The organism is Volucribacter psittacicida (assembly GCF_004339025.1).
GTDB lineage: Bacteria > Pseudomonadota > Gammaproteobacteria > Enterobacterales > Pasteurellaceae > Volucribacter > Volucribacter psittacicida.
In genome coordinates, this window is record NZ_SMFT01000009.1 from 1 (window position 1) to 13,594 (window position 13,594).

At 34.3% G+C, this 13,594-nt stretch carries 11 protein-coding genes; 4 read left to right on the forward strand and 7 right to left on the reverse strand.

The features are described from left to right. Window positions 1–143: 143 nt before the first annotated feature. From EV694_RS10690 to EV694_RS10720, 7 genes are all read right to left on the reverse strand, one after another. The gene (locus tag EV694_RS10690; protein ID WP_132692350.1) at window positions 144–1,298 is read right to left on the reverse strand and encodes an MFS transporter; all 1,155 of its coding nucleotides are present in this window, start codon (window positions 1,296–1,298) and stop codon (window positions 144–146) included. A gap of 15 nt (window positions 1,299–1,313) precedes the next feature. Further along, window positions 1,314–2,717, reverse strand: a complete 1,404-nt coding sequence (locus EV694_RS10695) for a hypothetical protein (RefSeq protein WP_132692352.1) — start codon at window positions 2,715–2,717, stop codon at window positions 1,314–1,316. A 10-nt stretch (window positions 2,718–2,727) separates the two neighbouring features. Further along, a complete protein-coding gene (locus tag EV694_RS10700; RefSeq protein WP_132692354.1) occupies window positions 2,728–3,591 on the reverse strand; it encodes a hypothetical protein in 864 nt (287 codons plus the stop codon). A 93-nt stretch (window positions 3,592–3,684) separates the two neighbouring features. Continuing rightward, window positions 3,685–4,125, reverse strand: coding sequence for a hypothetical protein (locus EV694_RS10705; RefSeq protein WP_132692356.1), 441 nt, complete (start codon window positions 4,123–4,125; stop codon window positions 3,685–3,687). A gap of 297 nt (window positions 4,126–4,422) precedes the next feature. Beyond that, window positions 4,423–5,472: a ferric ABC transporter ATP-binding protein gene (gene fbpC, locus EV694_RS10710; RefSeq protein WP_132692358.1), complete on the reverse strand. Its 1,050-nt coding sequence runs from the start codon at window positions 5,470–5,472 to the stop codon at window positions 4,423–4,425. Window positions 5,473–5,495: 23 nt separating this feature from the next. After that, window positions 5,496–7,559 (reverse strand): ABC transporter permease, encoded by a 2,064-nt coding sequence (locus EV694_RS10715; RefSeq protein WP_132692360.1) that lies wholly within the window; start codon window positions 7,557–7,559, stop codon window positions 5,496–5,498. An 87-nt stretch (window positions 7,560–7,646) separates the two neighbouring features. After that, window positions 7,647–8,684: an ABC transporter substrate-binding protein gene (locus tag EV694_RS10720; RefSeq protein ID WP_132692362.1), complete on the reverse strand. Its 1,038-nt coding sequence runs from the start codon at window positions 8,682–8,684 to the stop codon at window positions 7,647–7,649. A gap of 190 nt (window positions 8,685–8,874) precedes the next feature. Here EV694_RS10720 and udk point away from each other — a divergent pair, with 190 nt between their 5' ends. The 4 genes from udk (at window position 8,875) to rlmKL (ending at window position 13,590) form a co-directional block, all read left to right on the forward strand. Next, window positions 8,875–9,525 carry a uridine kinase gene (gene udk, locus EV694_RS10725; protein WP_132692364.1) on the forward strand — a complete coding sequence of 217 codons (651 nt, stop codon included), beginning with the start codon at window positions 8,875–8,877 and terminating at the stop codon, window positions 9,523–9,525. Between the two features lie 12 nt (window positions 9,526–9,537). Further along, the gene (gene dcd, locus EV694_RS10730) at window positions 9,538–10,122 is read left to right on the forward strand and encodes a dCTP deaminase (RefSeq protein ID WP_132692366.1); all 585 of its coding nucleotides are present in this window, start codon (window positions 9,538–9,540) and stop codon (window positions 10,120–10,122) included. A gap of 14 nt (window positions 10,123–10,136) precedes the next feature. Then, window positions 10,137–11,315: a hypothetical protein gene (locus EV694_RS10735; RefSeq protein ID WP_132692368.1), complete on the forward strand. Its 1,179-nt coding sequence runs from the start codon at window positions 10,137–10,139 to the stop codon at window positions 11,313–11,315. A 124-nt stretch (window positions 11,316–11,439) separates the two neighbouring features. Next, window positions 11,440–13,590 carry a bifunctional 23S rRNA (guanine(2069)-N(7))-methyltransferase RlmK/23S rRNA (guanine(2445)-N(2))-methyltransferase RlmL gene (gene rlmKL / locus EV694_RS10740; RefSeq protein WP_132692397.1) on the forward strand — a complete coding sequence of 717 codons (2,151 nt, stop codon included), beginning with the start codon at window positions 11,440–11,442 and terminating at the stop codon, window positions 13,588–13,590. Window positions 13,591–13,594: the final 4 nt, after the last annotated feature.

A 13,594-nucleotide genomic window follows, 5' to 3' on the forward strand; every position in this document is an offset into this window, starting at 1 on the left:
AAAATTATTATTAACAATTTTATCCATTATAGCTGTGGATTTAGGTTTAAATTTGTAAACTTTTTCAATAACTTAAAATTTTGAGGGAACAGGGTAAGACTTAGTACTAATCTAATCCCCATTAATTAAATATCTATATATTATTAATTAATTTTAACGTAATGAATATAGATAATAAAGACTAAAATTATTAAACAACTAATACTATGAATAATATGCCAACCACAAGTAAAATAAACTAAAAACCCCACAGATAAAGAGGCTAATAAATTTAAAATATAAGTAATTAATGAATTTATTCCTTGCCATTGATATTTATTTTTTTGATTAAGTTGATTAATTAATAGAGTTCCTCCTGTAAACATCAAACTCCAACCTATACCAACAGCGATTAAGCTATATAAGAACCCACTTTCCTGTGGTAATAAATAGATAGATAACGAACCAAATAAAAAACTGATACCCCCTAATTGAATAAGATAATAAATTGGTATTTTATGTATGAAAAAAGTCAGTAATAAAGCAGGAGCATACATGGCGATAAAATGCCATTGTAATACATAAGCACTTTGTTCAATAGTATAATGTTGATGGTGCATGATTAGTGGTGTGGCATTCATGATTAAAGTCATTAACGCAAAACCTAAGGCACAGCTTAATGTACCAATAATAAATTTAGGTGGTAGTGTGTGTGGTAAGGATATATCATTTTGGAATTGCTGGTTGGGAATATGGGGAAGATTAATAAAAGTGTGTACGGCTAAAGAAAGTATAAAAAGTATCAATGCCAGCAAAAATGTTCCAAGAAATGGGGATTGAGGAAATAAAGCTTTACCTTGGGTTGCAAGCCAAGGACCTAATATGCCACCAATGATACCACCACCAATGATTAGTGCAGTACAGCGGTTTTTGATTGAGGGGAGCTCAAATATTTCAGCGGCAGCAAAGCGATAATACTGATTAAAAACGGTAGCAAATCCTAATATGAGTGCTGCAATGACAAATAGCTCAAAAGATTGTTGAGAAATCGATATCATTGCTGTAATGCTGCCTATTATTCCTATTAGACTACTGATGAGAAAACCCATTCTACGTCCTTGTTTAGCCATGATTTGAGAGGCAAAATACACCATTATAGCCGCACCAAGTACAGTAGCCATAATGGGAATACTAGCGAGCTGGGGATAAGGAGCTAATTGGTTACCGACTAGGGTTGAACTTAGAGTTAATAATGAAATGACACTGCCAATTAAGCCTTGTCCAATAAATAAGGCAAGTAAGGTAAGATAATTTTTCATAGTAAAATATCCTTTTTAACCATCTATGATTTTCATATTACTTAATTTTTTAATGTAACTCTCTTTATTGAGAGAAGTATAAAATAAAGGTTGTTTTTGTTCATAAAGCCAATATAAACAACTATTTCTAGGAGGAATAACCCTTTTTATATTTACATTATTCTGGTATTTTGATTGTATTAGCTCAAATAATGTTGTAAATTTAATTTCTTGAGTATCAACAAACGAGCATACATGTTGTGATAATTTATTCCCCGCATTTATTCCTAAGGTAAAAATTGCTGGAATATCATTTCTATCTTTCTTTTCATGTACAGTTAGCCTTACTTTTTCTATATCTATTCTATCATGAGAAATGATACTGTCTTTTAAGTTTAACAAATGAATTGCAATATATTTTTTAGATGATGATATAGAAAAATTATAGAAAAAATCAATAATATCATCAAACAGTTTTAAATTACCTAATTTTCTAATCCAATATGCCTGACTTTTTCTATTTAATATAGATATAGTTGCTATTTTTATTACCTTATCAATATTAGATGAATCCTGTTTAAGATAAGATAAAAAGTTTTCTGTAATTTCCAAGTTTATATCTTTATAATTAGATATTACATAATGCCAATCAACATTAAGTAATATATAGTCCATTATTTTATAAGCAAAAGAGTGATCTATTTCATTTGCTAATTTATTTATCTTATCAATGTTCATATCTATATTATAAAAATCATTATAATCTTCAAATGTTATTAAATAATTCTCATTTGAAAAAATATTAGCCATGGCTTGCCGTTGTTTATTATAAAACAGATTTGAATTTGGGTTAGTAAACAGTGCTGGATAAAATCTACTCCCCCCAGTTAGAACAGTTAATGTTACTTTCTTAGAACAAATAACATGTATCGTTTTTAAAATAGTATATAGTACAATTATTGCATATAACTCAGAAAAATCTGCACAATAACCTTCTGTTTTTAAATGACCACAGCTTCTTTTTGCTTGTCCCCAACCAATAGAAAAGTGAATGTTTCCTTTAATAATAGCACAATAAATTTTCTTTTGTATGATATGAGCATTAATACTAGCTGAGTTTTTTGAGATTGAATAATGTCTAAAAATTTCGGTAATTAAAGCTGATTGATACCATAATTTATCTTGCAAGTTTGAGTATATAATATTTTTATTTATTATTTCTAATTTACTTTTTATAATTTTAACGAGTTTTTTAGATTCTTTATCAATTAATATGTCTATATTTTTTATAATAGTATTAACTTCTTCATCCGTTAAATACTCAGTATCCAAATCATCATTATTTATTTCATAAATTTTACTATTTTTAATTATATTGGATAAGTTAGTTTCACTAATGAAAACTCTATTTTTTAATAATTTTTTAATGTATTTATTCATGGTTATATCCTTAATCCGTATAATAAAAAGGTTGTTTTATTTTATACATTTCATACAGAGGATCAAATTTCTCTTCAGAAGTTTCCGATGGATATACATAAATTTCAGTTTCAGAATCTGCATCTCTTTCAATTCTATATCTATAATCTATCATCACTTCATCTCTCTTAAAATGAATGCTACCAGTTGTATGTTGTGCAGTTAATGAATAGTTCTTACAATTTGTTGATATAAAATTAAATTCTCCTCGTTTCCCATGAATAGTAAGTTTTATTGCTGTAGGTATTTTTGTGAAGATAGTATTTAATTTTCTATCTGTTAGCGAAATTGCAACATATTTTTTAGCTGCTTCCCATGCTTCATATCTCATTTTTATAATGAGCTCTGTATGATTTAAGGAAAAGTCTCCAATTAAATGAGATGAAAATAAATGCGATTTTTTTATTTTTTCTATAGAAAAATTAAGAGAAAAAATAAAAGATATATAAAAATTTTGAACCTCATTATTATATGTAATATATTGATCTTGTTGAAAAATTGAATGATAATTAACAGATGTGATAATAGACCAAAAAGTATATTTTAATTGTTCTCCTATAGAATTATTATTTATTTTTCCAAATGATATATCAAGTCGAGCTGGATCAAAATGCGGATCATATTCTTTTGATATTTTGGTATAAATATTTTTATTAGTTTCTTCTCTTTCTGATAAATAAAATTTATCTCTAGATAACCAACTTTCATAATCAACAATTTCAACAAATTCATTAATATGAAAATATTCAACCCAATATTTTAGAGATTTTTGATATAAATCAATAATACAGTTTGGTGTTAAACAAGCTCTATTATACTTTTTACCATCAGCCAAAATAATAAATTTACATGGAAATTGAGATACATTTGATATGATTTTTACCAGTTGTTCACATCTTAATATTGTATTTATTTCTCCAATATCTGGCTAGTATCCTTTATTTTTAATAGGAGAGAAAGGCTTTCTTGATAAAATTGGCATTACTAATGATATATTTCCATTTTGTATGATGCTTCTCTTAATAATTTTTAGTGCTTCAACTCTATTGATAAAATTTTTATTGTTCTTAAAAAAATAATTATCAAATAATGCTTCTGTAGCATATTCAAAAGAAGACAACTTTTGAGAATTATAATTATTCAAATTGTCTTTAGCTCTTTTAAATAAAGCAGATTGCCTCTTTGATACAGTAATATTAGATTGGTATTCTAGTTTTTGAAATATCTCATTTATTAGAAAATTTGAACTAACTCTATCAAAAATACCATAATTATTATTGCTTAATTGATGCCTTAGGGTACTTGTAATATTTATTAATCTATGTGAACTTGAAATTTGAGTTTTTTGTTGTTCTGTATTCAATTTCATAGCCACCCCCTAAATTTAAAACAATATTATTTAACACATCTTTAACATCTTATATCGTAAAATTATCTTCATGTCAATCACTTGGATAATATTTTTAAATTTAAATTAATTAAAAATGAAACAAAAAAGTAACGACAGTTATATACCACAAGCATATAAAAGATCTGGTAATGATGTATTATTTTTATTCGAAATGACTATAAATAAAAGTACTTTTATCCAAAGTGCGGTTAAAAAATGATTTTTTTGACCGCACTTTTTATTGGCGAAAAACGACGACTTCGTTATCACAACTCATTAGGCTTTTAACAAAAAAATGCCTTGTTGTGAGAAATGAAGATAAGCCGAGTGAATATGCGGATTAAAATCTTCTGGGCGTGCATTAATTAATAATTCTTGGTTATGCCAAAGTGCAACAATTTCCCAATAATTTCCCATATAGACCGCACTTTTAATGGTGCAATATTGTTTTTCTTCGCCTTGTTGGCTTAATTTAATGGCTTCAGGGCGTATGCCCACTAAACATTTTCCATCGGCAACGGCGAATTGTTGTGGATTATTGAGCGAGATCTGATAACCATAAATATCTAAGGTATTTTGCTGGAGGGTCGCGGGTAATATACTGGATTCGCCCATAAAATTGGCGAGAAATAAGGAATTTGGGCGTAAATAAAGCTCTTCTGCGGGGGCTTTTTGCATAATTTTGCCTTTATCCATTACAATCACTTCATCGGAAACCGCAAAGGCTTCGGTTTGATCGTGCGTAACATATAAGGAGGTTATGCCTAAGCCTTGCTGTAATTCACGAATTTTTTCACGCATTGAACGGCGTAAATTGGCGTCTAAATTACTTAAAGGCTCATCAAAAAGTAGCACTTTCGGCTTGAGAATTAAGGCTCGAGCTAATGCCACACGTTGTTGCTGACCGCCAGAAATTTGATCCACAAAACGATCTTCAAAGCCTGCTAAATCCACTAATTCTAATGCTTCTTTTACTCTCTTTTGGCGTTCGGATTTGTTGATGCCTTGCATTTTTAGCCCGTATCCCACATTTTCGCCAATGGACATATGGGGAAAGAGGGCATAGGATTGAAACACAATACAAATATCTCTTGTTTGGATCGAGGATTGGGTAACATCTTCGCCATCAATAAATATTTGCCCTGATGTTGGGCTTTCTAGCCCTGCAACAAGACGTAGCACCGTGGTTTTACCGCAACCTGAGGGTCCTAGTAAGGTAACCATACTGCCTCGTTTGATACTTAGGTTTAGGTTATCAATAACGGTGGTTTTACCAAAGGATTTTGTTATGTTTTTGAGTACGAGAAAATCATTATTTTGTTGCATAATATTGAACCTTTTATTCAAAATTAGAGTTGTTTTTTCGCTTTTGAACGAGCAATTCGGCTATCTCCTACGATCCAATCAAAGAACAGGATAATTGCCATCATGACGATAATTAAAATTGAGCCATAGGCGATAGCAATACCATATTCGCCATCTTCTACACGATTCAGAATATATGAGGTGGCAACTCGGGTATCTGCTGTGACTAAAAATACAATGGCACTGACGGTGGTCATTGCCCGAACGAAGCTGGTTACCAAGGCAGAAATTAAAGCGGGTTTTAGTAAAGGTAACACCACAAAGAGGATTGTTTTAAATGAGCTTCCTTTTAAGGATAATGAGGCTTCATCTAATGATTTATCAAGTTGACCTAACCCTGCGATCGCCGCTCGCATACCCACTGGCATATTACGCATTACCATTGATAAAACAATGATAATGCCTGTTCCTGTGAGGTAAATTGGGGCATCATTAAAGGCTAAGATATAGGAAACCCCTGCTACCGTGCCAGGCACTGAAAAAGATAATAAGGTGAGAAATTCTAAGGTTTTCTTGCCTTTAAATTCTCGTCTAACGGTAATATAGGCAATAAGTAAGCCAAATAATGCGGTAATAGGGGCGGCGGTTGCGGCAAAAATCACAGTATGAATAAGTGATGGCCAAGCACCATCGTTAAAGCCTTGTCCGAACAACATAATATAGTTTTTGAGCGTTAGGGTGTAATCTACGCCCCAATTTACGGTAAAGCTGCCGTAAAATATACTGCCGTAAAGTGCAACGTTAAAAATAACCCAACAAGCTAAAATAACGCTAATCAAGGATTTCATTAAAGCGGGGAGTTCTTGCACATCGCCACGATAAGATTTTCCAGAAACGGTAACATAAGAGCGGTTGCCAATCCAAGCATATTGGATAATGAAAATACCTAAGGAAAAAATTAATAATAATGTGCCTAAGGTACTGGCAGAGGCATAATCTAATTGTGAACCTGCGATATAAAAGTAAATTTGTGAGGAAATCACATCAAAACTTCCGCCGAGTACCAATGGGGTACTAAAATCCGCCACAGATTGAATGGCTACCACTAAAAATGAGTTAGCCAATGCAGGTTTTAATAGCGGAAAAATCACGCCTAAAAAGGTTTGGTATCTGTTGGCTCGTAAAGTATAAGAAGCCTCTTCTATTGAGGGATGAATGGATTTTAACGCCCCTTCTAAGATCATAAATGACATTGGGGTTAATGCTAATGTATGGGCGATGACAATGCCAGTAAAACCATATAACCAGTTGCTGTTAAAGCCTAAATAATCCACCAGATATTCGGTAACATAACCTGAACGTCCTAACATCAAGGTTACGCCAAGCCCAACCACAAAGGGCGGTGTAACGATGGGCAAAATGGAAAACACTTTACCAATAAATGCGGTACGCTTTGCAATGCGTGTGGTATATAACGCAAAAAATAAGCCAAAAATAGTGGCTAAAATCCCAACAGTCCCCGCAACGCTCAATGAGTTAAGAATAATGCGTAAGATATAGGGTTGTTGGATAATCTGTAAGGCTTGGGTAGGTACAAACTCAGAACCGTTATAAAAAACCGAAATCAGGATCGCAAATGTAGGATAAACAATAAAAAAGAAGATTAATAAAATAATGCTGATCAGGGAGGCAAGAATAAATTTATCGCCTTGCATTATTTTCATTTTCGCTAGGGCATTGGTGCTAATGGCGATTAATGAGATAACCAAAATAAATATGGCGTAACCTAAACTTATTTTCTCAATAATGGCAGAAATAAAAATAAACAGGAAAATACTGATAGCAAGAATAAATTCATATTTGCCTTGTTTGGCTTTATCTAAAGATTTCGTTAGGCTGGAAATAATAGGAAATACAAATAATAAACCAAACCATAACCAGCTTAGATTAAATGAACTCCAGCCCATTGCCTGATAGATTTCTTCAGAAGTGGATTCCATAAAGCCATAATGTAGAGCCATTGAGGGGAGGAAAATAAAGCCAAGTAGAGCAAGTATTATCCAAAATAGATGAGCATTAAATATTGCATTTACAATGTTTTTTTGCATAAAAGCCCCGAGTAATAATGATATTTGAAATAAGGCGATAATGATCGCCTTGTGTTATTTTAAATTGAAAAGACGCTATTTAAGCAATTATTTTGCTAATTTCACTTCATTTACCCATTTTTCAATTAAGCGTTTACGCTCATCGGCGGCACCAAATTTTTCAAAATCATAGTTAATTAAGTTTAATTGCAAAGGATCAAAGGCATTCGGCGATTGTTCTGCGGTGGTATTCACTAAAATTTGATGGGCTTCCCCTTTTTTCCACGCTAATTCTTGCCCTTCTTTGGAAAGCACGAAATCAACGAATAATTTAGCATTTTCAAGGTTTCTTGCCCCTTTTAAAATACTAACGCCACCCAATTCATAACCCGTTCCCTCGCAAGGTACCACTAATTCAAGCGGTGCGCCTTTTTCTTTTTCTAAGGCATAGTCGTGTAAAAAGCCAATGCCTATTGTAGCTTCCCCACGAGCGGCACTACGAGAAGGCGTAATACCTGATTTGGTATATTGGGAAATATTAGGATGTAGCTGACGGAAATAGTCAAAGGCTTGCTCTTCGCCCCAAAGCTGAGTGAAGGTAGCGATAGCGGTATAAGCGGTACCTGAACTTTGCGGATCGGCAATTTGTATTTCTTGTTTTAAACGTGGATCGGTTAAATCTTTCCAACATTGTGGTAATTTTTCAATGCCTAATTTCTTTAATCTTTCTGTATTCACACCAAATCCGAGAATGCCCATATAAGTAACGGAAGACAAGTTTCCTTTTACTTTGGCTGGATCTTGAAATTGTGGCACAATTTGATCAACCATAGGAGAGCGATAGGCTTGTAATAATCCTAGTTCCCCTGCTTGTGAATGGGGATCTAGCGTGCCACCATACCAAACGTCAGCTTGAGGATTATTTTTTTCTGCTTCAATTTTCGCAAAGGTACTGCCAGAACCATTGCGAATAAAAGAGGTTCTTACATTATATTTTTCACCAAAGGCTTTTGTTTGTGTTTCACACATAATATTTGTTGCACTACAATAGACAACTAAACGCCCCGCCGCATAAGCGTTAGAAGATGAAAATAATGTGGTAAAAAGTGCGGAAGTGATTAAACAGGATAATGCCGTCAATTTCATAGTTTTGTCCTCAATATTAAATGACTTTATGGAAGAAAAGTTTTGGCATTGTAAACAAATTTAACAAGAAATAACGTGAACTGTTTCACAAAAAATAAAATGCGATGATATAAAAAAACGATTTGCACACTGTCAAACTGAGCATTTTTTCTTTATAATCCAGAGCAAAAAATTATTAATGGGAAAACCTATGCCAACTTCATTTACTACCCCTTCTTGTGTGATTATTGCCATTGCAGGGGCTTCAGCCTCAGGCAAAAGCCTTATTGCATCTACTATTCATCGTGAGCTTTGTGATGAATTAGGCTGTGAGGAAATTGGGATTATTTCTGAAGACAGTTATTATAAAGATCAAAGCCATTTAGATTTTGAAGAACGAATTAAAACCAATTATGATCACCCTAATTCAATGGATCGTGATTTATTGATTAGTCATTTACAAGCCTTAAAAAATGGGCAAGCGGTAGATATTCCAGAATATAGTTATGTTGAGCATACCCGAACAGGGAAAGTCAATCATTTTGAGCCGAAGAAAATTATTATTTTAGAGGGAATATTATTGCTGACAGATGAACGTATCCGTAAGGAAGTTAATGTATCTGTGTTTGTTGATGCCCCTTTGGATATTTGTTTTATTCGCCGTTTACAACGTGATATGCAAGAACGTGGGCGTTCATTGGAATCTGTGGTTGAACAATATCGTAAAACAGTGCGTCCGATGTTTTTACAATTTATTGAGCCGTCTAAGCAATATGCGGATATTATTGTACCTAAAGGCGGCAAAAATAGAATTGCTATTAATATCTTGAAAGCACAAATTATGCACTTATTAGCAGATTAAAAGGAGGGAAAAATGCGATTATGCGATACCGATATTGAACGTTATTTGGAGCAAGGTTTAATTTCCCTCACACCTCGTCCTAGTAATGACAAAATTAATGGGGCAACCATTGATGTGCGTTTAGGTAATTCTTTTCGGGTATTTAAAGAATATTCCGCCCCTTATCTTGATTTAAGTGGCCCCAAAGAAGAAGTGGCGGCACAATTAGATCTCGTGATGAGCGAGGAAATTATTATTGAAGATAATCAAGCCTTTTTCTTGCACCCCGGCACACTAGCCCTTGCCACCACCCTTGAATCAGTGAAATTGCCTGCCAATATTATTGGTTGGCTTGATGGACGTTCCTCATTGGCTCGTTTAGGTTTAATGGTGCATGTTACAGCACATCGTATTGATCCCGGTTGGGAAGGCAAAATTGTGCTTGAATTTTATAATTCAGGAAAATTGCCATTAGCATTACGCCCTAATATGGTAATTGGTGCGTTAAGTTTTGAAGTGCTAAGTGGCGAAGCGGCGAGACCTTATAACCGCCGTTCAGATGCTAAATATAAAAATCAACAAGCGGCTGTAGCAAGCCGAATTAATGAAGATCAATAGTTAAGGGATCTAAAATGAAAAAAGTTATTGCTCTATTAACAGCTTTTGTTTGTGTAGTAATAACTTTATTTTATTTTAAAGTTCAACATCTTAAATCAGATCTGGTTGAAGCATTGCAACATCAGCAAGCCATTATTTCCTCGCCAAAGTTAAGTTTTCAAGTTTTTCCACTGGCGTTAGTGGCAGAAAATGTTAAAATTCAACCGCCCTTGTTAGCACCTTGGCAGGTTGATCTTCCTCGTCTTGAATTACAGATTGATCTGTTTTCTTTATTACAAAGCCAAATCAAAATTGAGAAAATTCATCTCACTAATGGCAAATTATCTTCCTCTCAGCATAATGCCTCAGATCCCATTGAGAATATAAATTTAACGCTAAAACCCACCGCACTTTTTTTAACTGAGCTATTTTCGCCCACAATAAAACAAGAGAATTTTGCACTACAAGGGCATTTTGTTTATAAAAATCAACCCTATAAGTTTCATTTACCAAAGGCAAGATGGTTGATAAAACAGCCGCAAGTCTATCAATTTTATGCTGATGAATTAGAAATTAATCAAGCAACCTTAGAAAAGGTGGCAATTCAATATTTACCCTCTCGCATTTATTTCCGTTCACAACAGGGAAATATTGATTTTTATCGCCAGCAAAAAGGTTATGCCCTTGTGGGCGAAAATGTGGATATTTATGCCTTTTGGGCAACCTTAGATATTCGTTCAATTCTTACAGGAAAAGGGAAATTAACTGGATTTTTACAATTTGAAAATGCAAGATTGCCTACTGGCGAATTATCTTTTGACATTTATCAAGGCAATATTAACGGCATTAATTTATTTAATTTCGTGGCACAATATTTCCCCATTAATTATGATGAACAACAACTTGCTCGCCAGCAAATTAATACGGATTTTGATATAGGACGAGCAGATTTGGTTTGGGATCAACAAAAATTATGGGTGAAAAATTTAGTTATTCAAACATCGGTATTACAATTAACAGGTGCTGGCGAAGTGGGATTGTTAAATGGACAATGCGATTTTCAGACCCAATTAACCCTTAATCAACAAAAATATTCAACCTTGCGTTTGCCTATTCATTTTTTTGGGGATTGCCACTCGCCACAATATAAAATAGAAATGAACAAAGAGCTACGCAACAACCTTAAGCAAAGATTAAAACGCTATTTACGTTAAAGACTTTTGCCATCAATCAACGGATTTTTATTGAGAATATAGTCGTTCCACTTTACAATAATCCGATGTTTGGCACGCCTTGCCGTACCGCTTTATCTTATTTTTAAATTGAAACGACAAAATGATGAGATCTTTATTTGCAACCACAGCTCGTGGTTTTGAAGAATTATTAAAAGCCGAATTAATGACACTTGGGGCTGAACAATGCCGTATTGCTCAAGGTGGTGTGCATTTTTCCGCTAATGAGCATACCCTATATCGCACCTTACTTTGGTCAAGATTAGCCTCAAGAATTTTATTACCTCTGGTTACAAGCAAAATTTATTCTGAATTAGATTTATATTCCACCATTGTAAGCCAACCTTGGTCAGCGATTTTTGATGAACGTTCAAGTTTTGTGGTTGATTTTAATGGTACAAATCAAGATATTCGCCATACTCAATTTGGTGCAATGCGTGTGAAAGATGGCATTGTGGATCATTTCACTCGTCAAGGTAAAGCAAGACCTGAAGTGGATAAAGATCATCCCGATATTCGTGTTCATGTTTATCTTAACCGTGAAAATATGGTGGTTTCCTTAGATCTGAGTGGCGATGCCTTACATTTACGTGGTTATCGTGAAGAAACGGGCAAAGCCCCTTTAAAAGAAACCCTCGCCAGTGCCATTATATTGCGTTCAGGTTGGCAAAAAGGTACGCCATTGGTTGATCCGATGTGTGGTTCAGGCACCTTATTGATCGAGGCAGCACAAATGGAGGCCAATATTGCCCCACAATTATATCGCCTACATTGGGGATTTGACCATTGGCTTGAGCATAATCCACAAATTTGGCAACAGGTAAAAAACGAGGCAATGGCACAAGCAGAGCAAGCTCAAGCAAGCGCTAAAGGGCATTTTTATGGCTTTGATCTTGATAAAAATGTATTAAAAAAAGCACAGCGTAACGCCAAACAAGCAGGTGTCGCCCACTTAATCCAATTTCAACAAGCGGATGTTGCAAGACTAACCAATCCCTTACCCACAGAACAAAAGGGAACCTTGATTTGTAATCCGCCTTATGGAGAACGTCTTGGAGCAACCCCCGCATTAATTGCCTTGTATTCTGTTTTGGGAGAACGCCTAAAACAACAATTTCCACAATGGAATGTTTCTATTTTTAGTGCAGAACCGAGCTTATTAGATTGTTTACGTTTACGCTCCTATCGCCAATTTAAAGCAAAAAATGGGCCTTTAGATTGTGTACAAAAAAATTATCAAATTTCTGACCGCACTTCTCCACTTAATGACAGCGAAGCCTTGCCACAATCAGCACAAGCGCCTAAGGTGGCACAGGATTTTGCTAACCGTTTACAAAAAAATAGCAAAAAAATTGAAAAATGGGCAAAACAACAAGGGCTTGATGCCTATCGTTTGTATGATGCGGATTTACCAGATTATAACTTAGCGGTGGATCGCTATGCTGATCATATTGTGATTCAAGAATATGCTCCGCCTAAAAATATTGATGAAAATAAAGCTCGTCAGCGTTTACTTGATGCGGTAACCGCAACCTTACAGGTAACAGGAGTAGAAACCAATAAATTAGTGTTAAAAGTGCGACAAAAGCAAAAAGGCAATAGCCAGTATGAACGCCTTGCCCATCAAGGGGACTATTTTTATGTTAATGAATATGGGGCGAAATTATGGGTAAACTTAACGGATTACTTGGATACAGGCTTATTTTTGGATCATCGTTTAACCCGCAAAATGGTTGGCGAAATGGCAAAAGGTAAGGATTTCCTCAATTTATTTGCTTATACAGGCTCAGCAACGGTGCATGCCGCATTAGCAGGAGCAAAATCCACCACCACCGTAGATATGTCAAACACCTATCTAAATTGGGCAGAACAAAATTTATTGTTAAATGATATTCAAGGCACACAACACAAATTAATCCAAGCCGATTGTTTGCAATGGCTAGATAAGGCACAGCAACAATTTGACCTTATTTTTGTTGATCCGCCAACTTTTTCCAACTCAAAACGTATGGAAGACAGCTGGGACGTACAACGTGATCATATAAAATTAATCACGAAATTATTGCCCCTGCTTAGAACGCAAGGAACTATTGTCTTTTCCAATAATAAGCGTGGTTTTAAAATGCAACAGGAGAAACTCGCTGAACTAGGCGTGAATGCCATAGAAATTTCCCACAAAACCTTACCATTAGATTTTCAACGCAATAAACATATTCATAATTGTTGGTTGATAACAAGGCATCATATTGAGAAGTAGGCGA

What these genes read in the sequence shown, in the direction of transcription:
- EV694_RS10690 (WP_132692350.1), bottom strand. Translation starts at nt 1,298, where the DNA reads ATGAAAAATTATCTTACCTTACTTGCCTTATTTATTGGACAAGGCTTA.
- EV694_RS10695 (WP_132692352.1), bottom strand. Translation starts at nt 2,717, where the DNA reads ATGAATAAATACATTAAAAAATTATTAAAAAATAGAGTTTTCATTAGT.
- EV694_RS10705 (WP_132692356.1), bottom strand. Translation starts at nt 4,125, where the DNA reads ATGAAATTGAATACAGAACAACAAAAAACTCAAATTTCAAGTTCACAT.
- fbpC (WP_132692358.1), bottom strand. Translation starts at nt 5,472, where the DNA reads ATGCAACAAAATAATGATTTTCTCGTACTCAAAAACATAACAAAATCC.
- EV694_RS10715 (WP_132692360.1), bottom strand. Translation starts at nt 7,559, where the DNA reads ATGCAAAAAAACATTGTAAATGCAATATTTAATGCTCATCTATTTTGG.
- EV694_RS10720 (WP_132692362.1), bottom strand. Translation starts at nt 8,684, where the DNA reads ATGAAATTGACGGCATTATCCTGTTTAATCACTTCCGCACTTTTTACC.
- udk (WP_132692364.1), top strand. Translation starts at nt 8,875, where the DNA reads ATGCCAACTTCATTTACTACCCCTTCTTGTGTGATTATTGCCATTGCA.
- dcd (WP_132692366.1), top strand. Translation starts at nt 9,538, where the DNA reads ATGCGATTATGCGATACCGATATTGAACGTTATTTGGAGCAAGGTTTA.
- EV694_RS10735 (WP_132692368.1), top strand. Translation starts at nt 10,137, where the DNA reads ATGAAAAAAGTTATTGCTCTATTAACAGCTTTTGTTTGTGTAGTAATA.
- rlmKL (WP_132692397.1), top strand. Translation starts at nt 11,440, where the DNA reads ATGAGATCTTTATTTGCAACCACAGCTCGTGGTTTTGAAGAATTATTA.